The sequence below is a fragment of the Exiguobacterium sp. s161 genome (genome assembly GCF_018619045.1).
Classification (GTDB): Bacteria; Bacillota; Bacilli; order Exiguobacteriales; family Exiguobacteriaceae; genus Exiguobacterium_A; species Exiguobacterium_A indicum.
The window spans coordinates 35041-50418 of record NZ_JACSNH010000001.1; the positions used below are offsets into that span (position 1 = coordinate 35041).

At 50.4% G+C, this 15378-nt stretch carries 19 protein-coding genes; 6 read left to right on the top strand and 13 right to left on the bottom strand.

Annotated features, from left to right (window positions below; translation table 11 throughout):
* Positions 1-150: 150 nt before the first annotated feature.
* Positions 151-1173 (bottom strand): zinc-binding alcohol dehydrogenase family protein, encoded by a 1023-nt coding sequence (locus tag KNQ14_RS00215; RefSeq protein WP_055969375.1) that lies wholly within the window; start codon positions 1171-1173, stop codon positions 151-153.
* Between the two features lie 180 nt (positions 1174-1353).
* On the opposite strand from KNQ14_RS00215, the gene KNQ14_RS00220 reads away from it, so the two are divergent.
* Positions 1354-1794: a hypothetical protein gene (locus KNQ14_RS00220; protein ID WP_035395742.1), complete on the top strand. Its 441-nt coding sequence runs from the start codon at positions 1354-1356 to the stop codon at positions 1792-1794.
* Between the two features lie 71 nt (positions 1795-1865).
* On the opposite strand, the gene KNQ14_RS00225 is transcribed toward KNQ14_RS00220, so the two are convergent.
* The 4 genes from KNQ14_RS00225 to KNQ14_RS00240 form a co-directional block, all read right to left on the bottom strand.
* The gene (locus tag KNQ14_RS00225) at positions 1866-2378 is read right to left on the bottom strand and encodes a PCYCGC motif-containing (lipo)protein (protein ID WP_023469578.1); all 513 of its coding nucleotides are present in this window, start codon (positions 2376-2378) and stop codon (positions 1866-1868) included.
* A gap of 76 nt (positions 2379-2454) precedes the next feature.
* Entirely contained in the window at positions 2455-3372 is a 918-nt protein-coding gene (locus KNQ14_RS00230; RefSeq protein ID WP_214859180.1) for a metal ABC transporter substrate-binding protein, read from the bottom strand.
* The gene (locus KNQ14_RS00235) at positions 3369-4214 is read right to left on the bottom strand and encodes a metal ABC transporter permease (RefSeq protein WP_214859182.1); all 846 of its coding nucleotides are present in this window, start codon (positions 4212-4214) and stop codon (positions 3369-3371) included. The genes KNQ14_RS00230 and KNQ14_RS00235 overlap by 4 nt, the downstream gene beginning before the upstream one ends.
* Entirely contained in the window at positions 4211-4948 is a 738-nt protein-coding gene (locus KNQ14_RS00240; RefSeq protein WP_055969370.1) for a metal ABC transporter ATP-binding protein, read from the bottom strand. Before KNQ14_RS00240 ends, KNQ14_RS00235 begins: the two co-directional genes overlap by 4 nt.
* A gap of 230 nt (positions 4949-5178) precedes the next feature.
* Here KNQ14_RS00240 and mgtE point away from each other — a divergent pair, with 230 nt between their 5' ends.
* The gene (gene mgtE, locus KNQ14_RS00245; protein ID WP_023469574.1) at positions 5179-6531 is read left to right on the top strand and encodes a magnesium transporter; all 1353 of its coding nucleotides are present in this window, start codon (positions 5179-5181) and stop codon (positions 6529-6531) included.
* A 54-nt stretch (positions 6532-6585) separates the two neighbouring features.
* On the opposite strand, the gene KNQ14_RS00250 is transcribed toward mgtE, so the two are convergent.
* From KNQ14_RS00250 to KNQ14_RS00265, 4 genes are all read right to left on the bottom strand, one after another.
* The gene (locus KNQ14_RS00250; RefSeq protein ID WP_055969367.1) at positions 6586-7236 is read right to left on the bottom strand and encodes a hypothetical protein; all 651 of its coding nucleotides are present in this window, start codon (positions 7234-7236) and stop codon (positions 6586-6588) included.
* 13 nt (positions 7237-7249) lie between these two features.
* Positions 7250-7579 carry a potassium channel family protein gene (locus KNQ14_RS00255; protein WP_023469572.1) on the bottom strand — a complete coding sequence of 110 codons (330 nt, stop codon included), beginning with the start codon at positions 7577-7579 and terminating at the stop codon, positions 7250-7252.
* A 12-nt stretch (positions 7580-7591) separates the two neighbouring features.
* Entirely contained in the window at positions 7592-9157 is a 1566-nt protein-coding gene (locus tag KNQ14_RS00260; protein WP_055969363.1) for a sensor domain-containing diguanylate cyclase, read from the bottom strand.
* Between the two features lie 94 nt (positions 9158-9251).
* Positions 9252-10085, bottom strand: a complete 834-nt coding sequence (locus KNQ14_RS00265) for an SDR family oxidoreductase (RefSeq protein WP_055969361.1) — start codon at positions 10083-10085, stop codon at positions 9252-9254.
* A 127-nt stretch (positions 10086-10212) separates the two neighbouring features.
* Between KNQ14_RS00265 and KNQ14_RS00270 the strand changes: the two genes are divergently transcribed.
* From KNQ14_RS00270 to KNQ14_RS00280, 3 genes are read left to right on the top strand one after another with little or no spacing between them, the layout of a single operon-like run.
* Complete coding sequence (locus KNQ14_RS00270; protein WP_214858482.1) at positions 10213-10968, top strand: DeoR/GlpR family DNA-binding transcription regulator; 756 nt, start codon at positions 10213-10215, stop codon at positions 10966-10968.
* Complete coding sequence (locus KNQ14_RS00275) at positions 10965-12014, top strand: Gfo/Idh/MocA family oxidoreductase (protein ID WP_214859184.1); 1050 nt, start codon at positions 10965-10967, stop codon at positions 12012-12014. The genes KNQ14_RS00270 and KNQ14_RS00275 overlap by 4 nt, the downstream gene beginning before the upstream one ends.
* Positions 12002-12472, top strand: a complete 471-nt coding sequence (locus KNQ14_RS00280; RefSeq protein WP_214859186.1) for a heme-degrading domain-containing protein — start codon at positions 12002-12004, stop codon at positions 12470-12472. The genes KNQ14_RS00275 and KNQ14_RS00280 overlap by 13 nt, the downstream gene beginning before the upstream one ends.
* A gap of 394 nt (positions 12473-12866) precedes the next feature.
* Here the strand turns inward: KNQ14_RS00280 and KNQ14_RS00285 are convergent, their stop codons facing one another.
* The 4 genes from KNQ14_RS00285 to KNQ14_RS00300 form a co-directional block, all read right to left on the bottom strand.
* Positions 12867-13346 carry a DMT family transporter gene (locus KNQ14_RS00285; RefSeq protein ID WP_035395771.1) on the bottom strand — a complete coding sequence of 160 codons (480 nt, stop codon included), beginning with the start codon at positions 13344-13346 and terminating at the stop codon, positions 12867-12869.
* A 12-nt stretch (positions 13347-13358) separates the two neighbouring features.
* A complete protein-coding gene (locus KNQ14_RS00290) occupies positions 13359-13787 on the bottom strand; it encodes a DMT family transporter (protein WP_149427945.1) in 429 nt (142 codons plus the stop codon).
* Between the two features lie 65 nt (positions 13788-13852).
* A complete protein-coding gene (locus KNQ14_RS00295; protein WP_023469564.1) occupies positions 13853-14170 on the bottom strand; it encodes an ArsR/SmtB family transcription factor in 318 nt (105 codons plus the stop codon).
* Positions 14171-14215: 45 nt separating this feature from the next.
* Entirely contained in the window at positions 14216-14659 is a 444-nt protein-coding gene (locus KNQ14_RS00300; protein ID WP_023469563.1) for a GNAT family N-acetyltransferase, read from the bottom strand.
* Positions 14660-14817: 158 nt separating this feature from the next.
* Here KNQ14_RS00300 and rpoE point away from each other — a divergent pair, with 158 nt between their 5' ends.
* Positions 14818-15354: a DNA-directed RNA polymerase subunit delta gene (rpoE, locus tag KNQ14_RS00305; protein WP_235609843.1), complete on the top strand. Its 537-nt coding sequence runs from the start codon at positions 14818-14820 to the stop codon at positions 15352-15354.
* The last annotated feature ends 24 nt before the right edge of the window (positions 15355-15378 follow it).

The following is a 15378-nucleotide window of genomic DNA, read 5'->3' on the forward strand; positions in this document are numbered from 1 at the left end:
TTTGTTACCGTAATCGTACATTTTTTAGACGAATAAATATAGTCATAATGCTTAAATTATCTTCAAAGTAAGAGATTCAGGTTCACAAAGAAAACAAAGAACGACAAAAAAGCAGAACGGGATCTTACTCCCATCCTGCTCCGATGCCCATTAATGATGTTCGACGACAATCTTCCCAATCGTTTTTCCGCTTTCGACAAGACGATGTGCTTCTTTTAGGTTGTCGGCATTCATGCCGATTAGCGTCTGTGTGACCGTCGTCTCGAGTGTATGCTCTTCGATCCATGCTGCGACTTGCGTCAGAATCTCATGTTGGCGGATCATGTCCTCTGTCTCGAACAGCGGACGCGTGAACATGAACTCCCAAACGAACGTCGCACTCTTTTGTTGGAGCGCACTTAAATCGAGTTTTTGATCTGTCTCGACGATGCTACAGATTTTCCCTTGCGGTGCAATTACATCGACCATCGTCTCAAAATGTTGGTCCGTCGCATTGAGACAGAAGATATAGTCGACGTATTTGTAGCCGAGGGCTTCCAGCTGAGGACGGAATGCCTCGTGGTGATTGATCGTATGATGTGCACCGTGTTCCTTCGCCCACTCAATCGTCTCGTCGCGTGACGCCGTTCCGATGACAGTTAGTCCAGCGTGATTTGCGAGTTGTGTCGCGATTGAACCGACACCACCAGCGGCTCCGATGATGAGAATCGTCTTCTCGAGATTCGACTTAGCATCAAACGTCAATCCGAGACGATCGGTCAATGCTTCGTAAGCTGTCAGCGTCGTCAACGGGAGAGCAGCGGCTTCACTGAACGTCAACCGTTCCGGCTTTTTGGCGACGATCCGTTCATCGACGAGTTGGAAGTCACTGTTTGACCCAGGGCGCTGAATCGCACCGGCGTAATAGACTTCATCACCGACTTGGAAGAGGGAGGCATCATCGCCGACTTCAACGACGACTCCGGCTGCATCGTAACCGATGACCTTCGGGGCGTCTTCGTCTTTCCCGTGAGCACGGACTTTCGTATCGACCGGGTTAACCGATACGGCTTTGATCTCAACCAATAAATCGTGTCCGGTTGCTTCCGGGCGTGGCAGTTCTAAATCAATCAGACTCTCTTGTTCCGTTAGTGGTAAGTGTCGGTGGAAACCGACAGCGGACATATTCGACATCGACAATCATCCTTTCCAGATAGGAATCGTTTCTCTCCATCTGTTCCACCCCCGCTCGGTCTTAAAACCAATTGCGAAACTTTGAAAACGGATTCCCCTTCTGTCGTCAACGTAAGAATGCTGGATAGATATGGTAGCATATGAGAGTAGCTATTATTTTTTGAGAAGGAGCGATTTTGTATGTATGACGTCATCTCTCTACCGGCAGGACCGACTCAAGTCACGATTGAACGTTACCTCGTCCATGCGCATCCGCACCCACGTCCATATCGACCCGCGCGTTTGATTGCCTTGCGTCAAAGTGGTGGCGTCATGCATCGACTGTATCGCACGGAGCGGGAAATCGTGCTCTCTCCGCACGAGGCACTTGCCCCACAAGTCCAGCGGCTCTCGTTCTCGCAACAGGAGCGTGTCCTTGCGTATATCGAAGAACGGCGCGCAAGCTTCGGTTTTGATGAAGGGGAGGAATACAAATTTTACTTACTCGAAGTAGCATACGAACTCCGTCACCTGCCACGAACGGATCGACCGATTCGGGCACATACGTACTATCAACTGGATGAGCTGTTGTCGGGTCGACCGCTCGTTTTGCGTGCTGGAAGTCAAATGCGCTCCACATGAGACAGAAAAAAGAACATAAAAAAAGCAGTCCGCCTTTCCTGACGTTCATCGCGAGGAGGGCGGACTGTTTATTAGAGTGCCGGAGTTGGCGTCGGTGTGACACCGGTCTTTTTATAAGCTTGATCGATGGCAGTCCGGATTTCCTTGACGGAGCTACCTTTTTGATAAGCGACAATCGACTGTGCTGCGATATCGAGACACGTGCCGCACGTGATGCCGTGCGTCGTCCAGGTCGTGGAACTAGCAGTCTGCTCCTCGATGAAGCAGTCATAGTTGCTTGTATGACCAGCAGATTCACCGCAACCACAATAACAAGGCATCTTCTTCAAGAGATCAGGATGTTTAGCGACGGAGCGGTAAATCGTCTGGATCGACTCATCCTGTTCGTTCAGAAAAGCGGGTAACGTGTCTGGTCCCGCGGTCTTCTCGAGTTGATCACCAGCACCGTGGCTGGCATGGTCCGCATGATCTCCGTGATTCGTCTGTTCTGTTTTTGGAGCACCCGTTTGATCAGCTGTTCCGCATGCAGCGAGCAACAGGCTGATACTAAGGGGAAAGGCGTAACGATATAGTCCTGTTTGCATAATGTGCCTCTCTTTCATCGTCTTGCCTTCATTATAAGGAAAGACGTATCGAGAAGGCGTGACGATTTGTTGACGCTTACTTGGCGAGTGCTTCCGTGATCGTCTCGATGTTTGCTTGCATCATGCTGTAGTAGGTGTCGCCATCCTTACCCGGTGCACCGAGTGAGTCGGTGAAGAGAGTACCACCGATCGGAACACCAGTCTCCCTTGAGACGGTTTCCATGCTCCGCCGATCGACGCTCGTTTCGACGAACAGGACAGGCATATCTTGCTCCTTGATCGTATCGACGATCCGGCGGACTTGAGCCGGAGTTCCTTGATTATCTGAGTTGATCTCCCAAATATAATCCGCTTTGACGTCATAGGCAGTTCCGAAGTATTTGAAGGCTCCTTCGCTCGTGACGAGATGACGTTCTGCTTTCGGAATAGCGGCAAACTGCTTTTTCGCTTCCTGATTAAGCGTCTGCAATTTTTTAATATAGGCATCGGCATTTTTTTCGTAGTCGGCTTTGTGCTTCGGATCTTCCTTGATTAATGCCTGCTTGACGTTTTCGACGTAGCGAATCCCATTGCTTATATCGAGCCACGCATGCGGATCAGTCTCCGATTCTTTGCCCTTCGTCGTCAGGTATTTCGGTTCGACGCCTTTGCTTAAACGATAGACTGGTGCGTCAGACGCGTCTTTGCCAGTCGTTGCCCGGAGTTTATCGAACCACGCACCGCCGGCTTCCAGGTTCAACCCGTTGTAGAAGACGACGTCAGCATCTGCCATCGCTTGTACGTCTGCCGGAAGTGGATCATACTCGTGCGGGTTTGCCCCGATCTTGACCATGCTGTGGACATCGACATGTTCACCACCGACCTCACGTGCGAGGTCAGCGAGAATCGAATATGTCGCAACGACCTTCAGCTTCCCGTTATCTTCTGCAGGTGTCGAACAAGCAGCAAGCAAGACCGTGCTGAGGAGGACGAACAGAAAAAGTTTTACTTTCATACAGTAGACTCCTTTCGTTTCCGGTGACGCATCAGACCGTGACGTGGTGAGAAGACGAAGACGAGGGCGAACAACGTCGTCGCGACGAGGACGATCGACGCACCGGAAGATAGATCATAGGTAAAGCTGAAATACAGTCCGATGATGGCGGACAACGTACCGAAGCCTCCCGCTAGGAACAGCATCCGTGAGAGGCGGTTCGTCAGTAAATACGCGGTCGCTGCCGGTGTGATCAGCATCGCGACGACGAGGATGATGCCGACGGTCTGAAGTGAAGCGACGGTGACGAGTGTTAGTAACGTCATCAGTCCGTAATGAATCCAACGCGTCGATAGTCCATAGGCTTGCGCCATCGTCGGATCAAACGAGCTGATCAGCAACTCTTTGTAGAACAAGAAGATTCCACCGAGGACGATCAATCCGATGATGACGGTCATCCACATGTCGCTCGGACGGACCGCGAGGACGTTACCAAACAGAATGTGATAGAGATCGCTACTGCTACGCAAGAACGAAATCAGGATGATCCCGAGGGCGAAGGCGGATGTGAACATGATTCCGATTGCCGTATCGTTCTTGATGCGACTGTTCTGGCTAACGAAGCCGATTCCGAGTGCGGTCACGAGACCCGTCACGACAGCACCGATCAGGAAGTTGATTCCGAGTAGATAGGAAATCGCAACACCAGGTAAAACGGCGTGCGAGATTGCATCCCCCATCAACGACATTCCGCGAAGGATGATGAAACAGCCGATCACACCACAGATGATGCCGACCATGACGGCGGTGATCATCGCTTTTTGTAAGAATTCATACTGAAGTAATGCCTCGATGAACGTCATCCTCGTCCCTCCTTGCGTCGTTCGAATAGCGGTAAGCCATACGCTGGTTCGAGCCATTCCGGTGTCAAGATATCAGACGGCGGACCGACAGCGATTAGTTGTTTGTTCAACAGCATCAATGTGTCGAAGTAGTCTTCTGCTTTATGCAAATCATGGTGGACGACGACAATCGTCCGCCCTTCGGCTCGGAGTGTCCGTAAGAGCTCGATGATCATCTGCTCACTCGCGACATCGATGCCGACGAACGGTTCGTCCAGCAATAGTAGCTCTGCTTCTTGGGCAAGGGCACGCGCCAGAAAGACCCGTTGTTGCTGTCCGCCTGACAGTTCACCGATTTGGCGTTCAGCATGATCGGACATACCGACGCGTTCGAGACAATCCATGGCGAACGCTTTTTGTGCTTTCGATGGTCGTTTGAATAAGCCGAGCTTCGGATAACAGCCCATCAACACGACATCCTGCACACGAACCGGGAAATCCCAATCAATTGCACTTCGTTGTGGGACATAAGCGACGCGTGACCGGACGTCTTCGAGTGATTGGTCGAGCACGCGTAACTGCTCGATACGAGCCGGGATCAGACCGAGGACGGCTTTTAAGAATGTGGATTTACCAGCACCGTTCGGTCCGATGATGCCAATCAACGAAGCGACCGGGAGGCGAACGGACACTCCGTCGAGTGCATGGGTATCAAAATAAGAGACGGTGAGACGATCAACGTCAAGGGCGTACATGAATGATCACTCCTTTGGTTTTGTGGTGTATAGAAGGAAAGTTTCCTTAGGGCAAAAAATAGGGTAAAAATTTTAACTCCAATTACTGGATAAAGATTCGGTCTACAAATAATGTTTCCTTAAGGCAAACTTTAAAGCCGTAGGAAACAGATGTCAACTGTTTTTCGATATCGATCGCGAATCAACTCGTGCTAAGATGAAAAGGCAGAATCGTAATGGGGGTGAGGAGATTGCGTCAGACAGCAGAACAACAATGGAAGTGGTTATTGCTCGATGCGCTCGCGAAGGAAAAGCGGGAGCAAGCACAGCAAGTCATCGAAGAGGTCTATCCGTATGATATCGCGCAAGTGTATGAAGAGTTGGGCGAAGACGATCAGGCACGACTCCTCGACTATCTGGATCACGAGCGATTGGCGGATGTCCTCGAGGAGCTCGAAGGGGAGCAACGTCTCGCCGTCTTACGTCGTTTAGACGTCGAGCGTGCCGGGCACGTCCTCGATTTAATGGAGAACGATGACGTCGCGGATTTACTCGAGGAACTTGGACCGGAAGAGACCGACCGCTTGCTTGGAAGCATGCGGACGGACGAGGCTCTGATCGTCCGCAATCTCTTGACGTATCCACCGGAAACGGCAGGGCGCTTGATGACGAACCGGTTCATCTGGGTCGGAGAGGATTTCACGGTCGGTGAGACAGTCGAGAAGATGCGCGACTACATCGAATATTCGGAGACGATCAACTATGTCTACGTCGTCAATCAACTCAGTGAACTCGTTGGTGTCATCTCATACCGGGATGTCATCTTAGCTGAAAACACGGAACGGATTAGTGACGTCATGGAGACGAAGGTGATTCGGGTAGCGGCAGAGACCGACCAAGAAGAAGTCGCGCAATTGTTCGAACGCTATGATCTCGTCTCGTTACCCGTCGTCGAGGGCGACATTCTCGTTGGATTGATCACGGTCGATGATGCGCTTGACGTCTTACGGGAAGAAGCAAACGAAGACATCGAGAAACTCTCGGCATCCGGTAAATCGATTGATTTCGAGACGAAGCCGTGGATTGCTGCGACCCGTCGCTTACCGTGGCTCGTCTTGCTACTGTTCATCGGGCTCGTCTCCGGATCAATCATCAGTCAGTTCGAAGAGACGCTCTCAAAAGTCGTCGCGCTCGCCTTCTTCATGCCGATGATTGCTGGTATGACCGGAAATACTGGTACCCAATCGCTCGCGGTTGTCGTCCGCGGATTGATCACGCGTGAAGTCGATAAGCGGGTCGCGACTCGGTTGATCCTACGGGAGCTCTGGGTTGGTTTAATCATTGGTGTCATTTGTGGTATCTTGATCGCCATCATTGCCTACGTCTGGCAAGGGAGTGCCGTCTTAGGTCTTGTCGTCGGCAGTTCGCTCGTCATCACGTTGATCTTCGGGACACTTGCTGGAACGATCATTCCGCTCATCTTACATCGCCTAAAGATTGACCCAGCAATCGCATCCGGACCATTGATCACAACGTTGAACGATATCTTATCGCTCCTCGTCTACTTCGGGATTGCAACGGCATTCATTAGCCGCTTGATGTAAAAAAAACCGAACCGATTCATCTTCGTCAAGAGGAAGGGAATCGGTTCGGTTTTTTCATGTGTGATCATGCGTCGTGCGAATCCAGATCGCGAGTGGACCAACGTCGTCAAAGCCGGCTTCAAGCGCTGTGATCAGGTGATCGCCATACTCGTAACCGACGAGCGATTGACCGGGAAAATGTGCTGAACTCAAACGTGCGATATCATCCCATAAGCGTTCGTCGAGGTAATCGGAATTGACGTACGTCAGTCCGGTCGTCACTTGATTCGAGTAGGCGATGCAACTTGCTTGTTGCGCCTCCGAATAGAAGAATCGGACAGCGGGATGTTGCCATAACGTTGTGGGCAACTCCGGTGTTACCTGGATCGACTGGAAGCGAGCGAACTGATCGAGATCCGTCACGACGGACCAATCGACGGGAAGAGCACGGCGATCGAGTATGGCAGGGCGGGTCATCCATTCCGCTGTGAACAGATGACTGAGACCGGCACTCGAGAAATCATAGCTTGCCGTGCAGTCCTTGATACTGTAGACATCCGTGACACCAATTCGCTGATGGGGAAGCCGGACCATCAGTTCCGGATAATAGCTTGGTACGTTTCCTTGAGCGTGCCAGGTCGAATCAGTTTCTGTCACCCGGCAACCGGCTGACTCACAGACGAGGCGACACCAATCGAAGTTATTTTGGATGGCAGCTTGGCGCATGGATCATTCCCCCTTATTCATCCTCCGGTTGTTTAATCAGGACATACGATAACGTGGCAATCAGTGTTAAGAACAGCCCGCAGCCAATCGTGATGTATGCCATCGTAAAGACCTTACCGAGCGTCGTCGTCGGAACGAACGTTGGATGCCCAACCGTACTTAATGTCGTGATACAAAAGTAAAGTGCATCCACTATCGACAGGTTTTCTTCCGTGCTATAGAAGATCGTACCGGAGACGAGCGTCAACAGGCAGAGAATCAATAGACCACGAAAGTAAGATAAGTGAAAGGCGCGGCGCAATCCCTTGAATAAGCGTGAAAAAATCGTCAGTACAGAAATCATGGAATCTCTCCTTTAGGATCGTTGCGTCGAGTCCATCGTATCATGAATGAAATAATCGTTCTTTCCAGCATGTTTGACACGATACATCGCTTGGTCAGCATGCTGAATCAGCGTGTCGAGATCGACGCCATGATTGGGTGAGTAACTGAGTCCGATGCTCGTTCGGATTTCGATGGTTTCTTCAGCGAACCGGTAAGGGTTGTCTTGCAAGTACGTCAACAGGTTCGCAGCATAGGCATGGAGTATAGCGACAGACGGATGACGATAGAGTAAGAAGAATTCGTCGCCACCGACACGGGCAGCGAACCCATTCTGTTCCGCATGATGTTCTAGTAGGCGAGCGATATGAATCAAGAAGGCGTCACCGATTTGATGTCCATACGTATCGTTGATCGCTTTGAAACCGTCGAGGTCGACGACGATGATCGCTATATGATCAAGCTCGAGTAACTCTTGCGCCGCACGTTCATAAAAGCTCCGGCGATTCGCAATCTTCGTCAACGGATCGTGGTAGGCGAAGAAACGAATCGTCTGCTCGGCCTCCTTGAAGGACTGGATATCACGAATCAACAACATCCCGTGCAGCTCTTGTTCGATGAAGACGAAATCGGCATCCATGACGACGTAGCGTTCTTGTTGTTGTGCTGTCAAAATCTTCGTCTCGAATTCATTGAACTTACGTTGCGATAAAAAGTGCGTCATATAATGCAGCGACCAATCGGCTTGTTTTTTATCCGGCAAGTAGGTCGAAAACGTACATGCCGTTAAGTCATCGGTCTCAAACAGCCGATGAGCGGCTGGGTTGGCACTCTCGATTCGTCCATCCCGGTCGAGCAGCAGGATTGCCGAAGGATTCAAATTGTAGAGCGTCGCGAAACGCTTCTGATAGGACGCGAGATAATCGAATCGGCGCATTGCGATTGCCAGTGCTCCTGCCCAGAACAAACCGCCATACATATAGGCATACGGTGGCATGATGCCGTAGAACGACCAGTAGCCGAAGACGATATCCCACGCGAGAACGAGAATCGCGACACTGAGTAAGACATTGATAATGCCACGACGCGCATCTTTCAAGTGTGTCCGTGCGTACACGAGCAGACTGATGACGAGGAGATGGAAGATGTTCCCGATCGTCATCGTCACTAGATATTGTGTGTTGAATTCAGGGTAGATGAACTGTCCGACCTGTGTGAATTGCTGACTGTTGATGACGTTCGTCTGGAAGACGTATGTCGTCAACACGACGCCCATCGGCAGATAGAAGATCCATGGGTACAGTAAGCGTGGCATTCGTTTCCACAAATTCGAGACGCGAAAGATGAAGTGGAGCGATGTACTGAAGACGATCAGACCAGCATTTCCGAACCAGTAGGTCACGAATGCCGGACTAAACTCGATCGGGGAGGCATTCCGGAAAAATTCACCAAGGAACAACATCCCGTAAGCGAACGTGAATAAGCTAAGCAGTCGGTGTTGCGGACGTGATGGATTGCGTAAAAATATATCAATCGACATGTAGAACATGATGAAGGTCGGAATCAGATAGACGATCGTAAAAAGAAACAAGGATGGCATGGCGTTCCGCCCTTCTAGATAATTTTTAGGTAGATAGTCTCAGTATAGTGGGCGAAGATTACTTAGGCGGATTGAAATTTCAAAAAAAGGGAAATCAGTCGAGATTTAATGTCAGCCGTCGTATTTTGGCGATCCCTTCGAGACCTGACGGATCATGATGTGTCTTATGGGCGACGAAATGTTCATCGGCTTCTGTCGTCCGGATCCGTAACGGACGTTCGTCACGGTGGACGACCTCGAAGATCACCTCAGCCAGAGCTTCTGCCGATTGGCGATCGGCATGTCGCGTCCGATACGTCTGCAAATAGGCCGTGATGATCGGTTTGAAGTCGTCTTCGTGTAAGCCGCCCGTCCGTTCGAGTTGATCGAGCACAGTTGCGGTAAAGTTCGTCTCGACGGCGGCTGGTTCAATCAGGGTGACGTCGATGTTGAAGTACGGTTTATAGTAGGTCGCAAGACTTTCGAACAGCCCTTCGATCGCAAACTTACTGGCACAATACAGTTCATTCATCGGTTGACCGACGAGACCACTGACGCTTGAAGTCGCAAGTAAGTGACTACCGTCCGGTGCTTGTTTGAGTAAGGGGAGACAAGCTTCGATCGTTCGGATGACACCGAAGACGTTCGTTTCGAAGAGTTGCTTGATTTCATAACTCGTCGCTTGACCGAGTGCGCGCAGCAAACCATGACCGGCATTACAGAACACGACGTCGAGATGTTCGACTTCTTGTTCAATTTGACGAACGGCTGCTTTCACGCTTGTTTCATCCGTCACATCGAGCGGCAAGAAGGTAAGCGTCGGTAATGACACGGTCATTTCGTCTGGACTCCGGACACCAGCGTAGACGAACCATCCGGCGTCTGCGAATCGCCGCGCCGTCGCAAGACCGATACCGGAAGAAGCACCCGTGATCAACATCGTTTGCATATCTATTCCTCCGTTCTGAAAGTAGTTGTCTTCTATTATTTACCCGAATTACTGTTGAACTATTTGCATTAAAATTGCATATTGTAATGAAAAAACTTAATATAAAGAAAAAAGGAGGCAGGAATCGATGGGGCAAATCGAACGGTTGCAACAGATGCGGGAATGGATCAAGACGAGTCCTGAAATTTCGCTCGATCAATTGATGCAGGAGTATCAGATTTCACGGGATACTGCACGTCGCGACGTCATCGCCCTCGAACAAGAAGGGGAGATCATTCGCGTTAAGAATGGATTAGTCCGCGCTGGCGGAACGCTTGCGTATGAACAGCGGACAGAGAAACCGGAAAAACGGCGGATCGGGCAGCGTGCAGCGCGTCACGTCCAAGCGAACGATCGCTTATTGCTCGACGCTGCAACGACGGTATCTGAGATGGCACGAGCACTTCCGCCTTATCCACTACAAGTCATCACGAACTCCCTCGATATCGCAGACTATGTCGGAGCTCGCACGGATATTGAGCTGTACGTCACGGGAGGACGTTTCGACCGGCATGCGCGTAGCTTGAGTGGGATCAAGACGGCAGACGACATCCTGAATTATCAAGTTGATTGTGTTTTTCTTGGAGCATGTGGATTGACGGAAGAAGGACTTTTTGCGGAACAACTCGAAGAAGCGGTCGTAAAGAAAGCGATGATTCGAAGTGCGACCCGTGTCATCGTCCTCGCAGACCATACGAAATTCAATAAGCGTTTTTTGCATAAGGTCTGTGACTGGGAGCAAATCGATGTACTCGTTACGGATCAAGTACCAGATGCAACGTGGCAAGAACGACTAGATCATTATCATGTCAATCTCGACGTGACAGAGGAGGAAACAACATGAACCCGATTCAAACAACGCTCGTCGGATTCGGCTTTTCAGCGGTGACGTTCCACGTTCCGTTCTTACAGGCATTACCGGCATTTGAAGTGACACAAGTCGTCTCCAGTCGACCGGAACAGGTAGCGCGCTATTTCAGTGAGGCGACGGTCGTCGCGACACTTGCTGAAGCCTTACAGGATGAGAACACGGAGCTCGTCATCATCACGACACCAACGGCACTCCATTTCGAAATGGCAAAACAAGCGATTGAAGCAAAAAAGCACGTCTTACTCGAAAAGCCGGCTGTCGTAACGATCGAAGAAGCACTGGCGCTGCAAACGTTAGCGAAACAACACGGCGTTCAAGTCGCCGTCTATCAAAATCGTCGCTTTGACGGTGACTTCCTGACACTTGAACAATTGATGGAAATGAACGAGATCGGCGACTGGCAAGTCATCGAATCACGCTTTGATCGCTATCGCCCGGTCGTTCGGGAACGCTGGCGGGAACAAGCGGGAAGTGGCGCCGGCATCCTGTTTGATCTCGGCTCACACTTACTCGATCAAGCACTCGCTTTGTTCGGAGAACCGGATGCACTCACAGGCGACGTCTACCTGCAACGTGACGGTGCTGTCGTCGATGATGGTTTCCACATCATGCTGCATTACGGGACGCGTCGTGTCATTCTCCGTTCGACGTCCTTCATTCAAGGACCAACACCACGTTTCGAGTTTCATGCGACGCGCGGCAGTTACATTAAATACGGAATGGACCCACAAGAAGGACGGCTTGCGAAAGGTCATCCGGTGGACGAACAGCTCGGTGAAGATGAAGTAGATTCCTACGGTTACCTTCAAATCGCTGATCAGCCAGTCGAGCGTCTCGCGACACTTCCAGGCAGTTATGCGACGTTTTATGAACAGTTGGCGGAAGGACTTCGCGGGGGACGAGTACCTGTCGATTTACGCGACGCTGAAAAAACGATGCGTCTGATTGAAGCAGTGCGCATCAGCAGTGATGAAGGACGACGCCTCTTACGAAAGGAATGGGATGCATGGAAGAATTGAAGGTGTTGCTAGCGGAAGAGGACGAACTCGTCCTGACGTCCCTGACGAATGCGGAAGCGATCGGGATGGGGCATGAATTGATCGGACGGGCGATGAAGGAGAACTTATCGATCGCCGTTGAAATCAAATGGAATGGACAGCGTTTATATTACGCGGCGCTCGACGGTACGGCACCGGATCAGGAAGAGTGGATCCGCCGGAAATCGAACGTCGTCTTGCGGCATGGCTATAGCTCGCTCTACATGCGTCGGTATAATGAAAGTAAACATCGCTCGTACCACTCGATGTATGCCGTTTCGCCAGCTGATTATGCCGATGCCGGTGGATCGTTCCCGATTCGGATCGAAGGAGTCGGTGTCGTCGGTACGATCACCGTTTCCGGTTTATCGCAGGAAGCGGATCATCGCCTCGCGACGGAAGCGTTGCGCTTACTTAAGAGACAACAGCTGGGGCAATAAGGTATTTATAAAACACAAGTGTTGATTCTCGTGCAAGACTTCGCTTTCCGCGGGCGGAAGGCGAGCCTCCTCGCCGCATTCGCGCCTACGGGGTCTCACCCATTCCGCTTTTCCCACAGGAGTCTTCGTCTTGCACGTTCATCAACGGATCGTTCGACACGAAAAAACCGAAATGCTGAAGTAGATCCACTTCAGCATTTCGGTTTTTTTATGTTCTATTTGACAGATCATGAGAAACAGTAGGACTCACGTTGTTCACGCGACTCCTACAGGAAAAAGCGCAAGATATTGCGCTGTCAGAGACAAACAAGACCCGTGTCGGCTGTCACTGACAGCCGAGACTGGCTTGTGTCTCGCCTGAGGAAAGCGCGTGAACGAATCGTGAGCACAATCGTCACGATGCCATCGAATCAGATGAAGCGGACACGTCTTTGCGTGTGTTCCCGCGATAGACGAAGTAAAGCGCAGCAAGCATCGCAAGCAGACCGAGCAGACGTTTTCCGTCGAGCGGCACGACGACGCCACCGAATGCACCGATGTGGTCGATGACCATCCCTGCTGCGAGTTGACCGATGACGGTCGCGATACTAGCTGCCGTGACACCGATTTGCGGGACAGCAAGAATCGTCAGGAAGAGATAACTGACCCCAAACAAGACGGCACTGAGTTGCCAACGTGGTGCTTCAAGCAAGAGCAAGACGTTCCCTTGACCAAAGAACAAGATGGCGAGTGCGAGAATCAGCATTCCGGTGAAAAAAGTCAGGAACGTACTTTCGAGAGCCCCTGCCTTTTGACTGAAGGCACCGTTGATCGAGGACTGGGCGCTCAGCATCACGCCGCCGAGTAATGTAAAACCGAGTAATAGAATATTCACGAGCGAACCTCCTTAAAAGATGAAAAATAGAGCGACGAGCATCAAAGCAGAAGCCGTCAGCTTGTCACGATTGATCGGACGTTTCGGACTACCGAGCCAGCCGTAATGTTCGATGACCATGCTGGCAATCATCTGTCCGATGATGACACTGATCATGGCGAGACCGACACCGACGAGCGGGATGCTGATGATCAAGATCGTCAAGTAGATACTACCGAGTAGACCACCGAGCAAGGTCCATTTCGGTGCGCGAAATGTATAGCCGAGTGAACCTTTTCCGAAGAAGAGGACGATCAGCCCAATGATGATCGTACCGGCGAAGAAATTATAAAAGCTACTTTCGAGTTTTCCGACGAAGTTCCCGAGCTCACCATAGATGGCCCCTTCGACACTTAAAGCGATACCCGCAAGTAACGCGAGTACGTAATACACGATTTTCAACAGAATTCATCCTTTCACGAATCTAGATATCGAGAAATGTCGATATGTAAGGCAAGGAGAACGGATCAAAGTTCTCCTTTGAGGTACGCTGCGAGCTCCTGGATTTTTTCTTCATTTCGCCGGTAATACGTCCATTTGCCGTGACGTTCGGATTCGAGCAATCCGACTTTTTGCAACATCGCAAGATATTGGGAGACGGTCGATTGAGATAAGTTCGCCTTCTCTTGGATATCTCCGACGCAAATGCCTCCCTTGTCCGACAGATTCGTCGCGAGATGGGCCGTCGGCTTATTGAAATGAGTCTCGGGATCCTTGAGCCAGCGTAAGATATCAAGACGTACCTCGTTTGATAATGCCTTGAATAGATCCACTTGATTTGTCATACGCTTAAACTAATCGATGATTCTCGATATGTCAATCCAAGACACTTAAGGTTGGACGAATGCATGCTTTAAAAGTCGATGTGTCACCTTAGTTGCCGTATACGGCTCAAAACCAAATCGTTCATAAAATGTACTGGCATCGTCCGTATAGAGCCAGAGCTCGGAATACGTCAACAGCGCTTCTGGGATGATTTTCTCAAGCAGTTGCGTACCGACACCGTGATGTCGCATTTCCGGTAAGACATAGACATGACGAATCCGACCGACGTCAATCGCGTCGGTTTGTTTCATATAACCCCCGCACGCGATGACGTGACCGGAGAGCGACAAAACGACGAACATTGCTTCTCCGTCTTCTCGATACGTTTCATTTCGGCGTTCACGTAGCATCCGTTCGATGAAGGGATAGCCTTCCTGTGTACTCTTTGATAAGATTGGTAACCAGTTGAAGTCATCAAAATCGTTGACCCGTTCGATTGTCATCTCCATCTGTCATTCCTCCTTCTTCTCCCTTGGATATTCCTTTTTCGGGAGTGGGAAAAACACGAATCGAGAATCAATTCGAGCTTTTTTTAAATAGAGACTGGATTTTTAAAAGCCGTTTTGCGTATAATGAGAAGTAATGGATTGAACGCAAATGAAAGGAAGTGGCCGTCACAATGAGCCTCAGCCGTTTAAGTAAAGAAGAGATTACTGATCTTTCGCTGATCGAATTCGTCAACGAAATGTTGCAAGAAGCTGGCGAACAGCCAATCACGTTCGATGACATCACGTCAGAAATCGAAAAGTACCATACGTTTACAGATGAAGAAGACAAGTTCGAGAAACTTGCTCAACTCTATACAGACATGAACATCGACGGAAACTTCGTCAACGTCGGAGCAAACCGTTGGTCACTCCGCGCTTGGTATCCGTTCGATAAGTCGGATGAGGATCTCGTCATCGAAGCGCGTCAACGTGGAGAACTCGATGAGTTTGAAGAAGAGTTCAACTATGATGCAGAAGAAGATGAGTTCGAGACGATCGAAGACGATCTCGATACATTCGCGAAGACAGCGGACTATGATTCAGCTGACGACAGCGAAGACGATGATACGTTCAAAAAAGTCGCAGCCATCGATGATCTCGATGATGATCTCGACGAAGAAGACTTAGAAGACTTCGAAGAAGAAGAGGAAGTCTAAGCACGATCAACCACAACTGTACAG

Bases quoted from the DNA above. Each gene is read 5' to 3' on its own strand.
- KNQ14_RS00215 (WP_055969375.1), bottom strand. From the start codon at position 1,173: ATGTCGAATATGTCCGCTGTCGGTTTCCACCGACACTTACCACTAACG.
- KNQ14_RS00220 (WP_035395742.1), top strand. From the start codon at position 1,354: ATGTATGACGTCATCTCTCTACCGGCAGGACCGACTCAAGTCACGATT.
- KNQ14_RS00225 (WP_023469578.1), bottom strand. From the start codon at position 2,378: ATGCAAACAGGACTATATCGTTACGCCTTTCCCCTTAGTATCAGCCTG.
- KNQ14_RS00230 (WP_214859180.1), bottom strand. From the start codon at position 3,372: ATGAAAGTAAAACTTTTTCTGTTCGTCCTCCTCAGCACGGTCTTGCTT.
- KNQ14_RS00235 (WP_214859182.1), bottom strand. From the start codon at position 4,214: ATGACGTTCATCGAGGCATTACTTCAGTATGAATTCTTACAAAAAGCG.
- KNQ14_RS00240 (WP_055969370.1), bottom strand. From the start codon at position 4,948: ATGTACGCCCTTGACGTTGATCGTCTCACCGTCTCTTATTTTGATACC.
- KNQ14_RS00250 (WP_055969367.1), bottom strand. From the start codon at position 7,236: ATGCGCCAAGCTGCCATCCAAAATAACTTCGATTGGTGTCGCCTCGTC.
- KNQ14_RS00255 (WP_023469572.1), bottom strand. From the start codon at position 7,579: ATGATTTCTGTACTGACGATTTTTTCACGCTTATTCAAGGGATTGCGC.
- KNQ14_RS00260 (WP_055969363.1), bottom strand. From the start codon at position 9,157: ATGCCATCCTTGTTTCTTTTTACGATCGTCTATCTGATTCCGACCTTC.
- KNQ14_RS00265 (WP_055969361.1), bottom strand. From the start codon at position 10,085: ATGCAAACGATGTTGATCACGGGTGCTTCTTCCGGTATCGGTCTTGCG.
- KNQ14_RS00270 (WP_214858482.1), top strand. From the start codon at position 10,213: ATGGGGCAAATCGAACGGTTGCAACAGATGCGGGAATGGATCAAGACG.
- KNQ14_RS00275 (WP_214859184.1), top strand. From the start codon at position 10,965: ATGAACCCGATTCAAACAACGCTCGTCGGATTCGGCTTTTCAGCGGTG.
- KNQ14_RS00280 (WP_214859186.1), top strand. From the start codon at position 12,002: ATGGAAGAATTGAAGGTGTTGCTAGCGGAAGAGGACGAACTCGTCCTG.
- KNQ14_RS00295 (WP_023469564.1), bottom strand. From the start codon at position 14,170: ATGACAAATCAAGTGGATCTATTCAAGGCATTATCAAACGAGGTACGT.
- KNQ14_RS00300 (WP_023469563.1), bottom strand. From the start codon at position 14,659: ATGGAGATGACAATCGAACGGGTCAACGATTTTGATGACTTCAACTGG.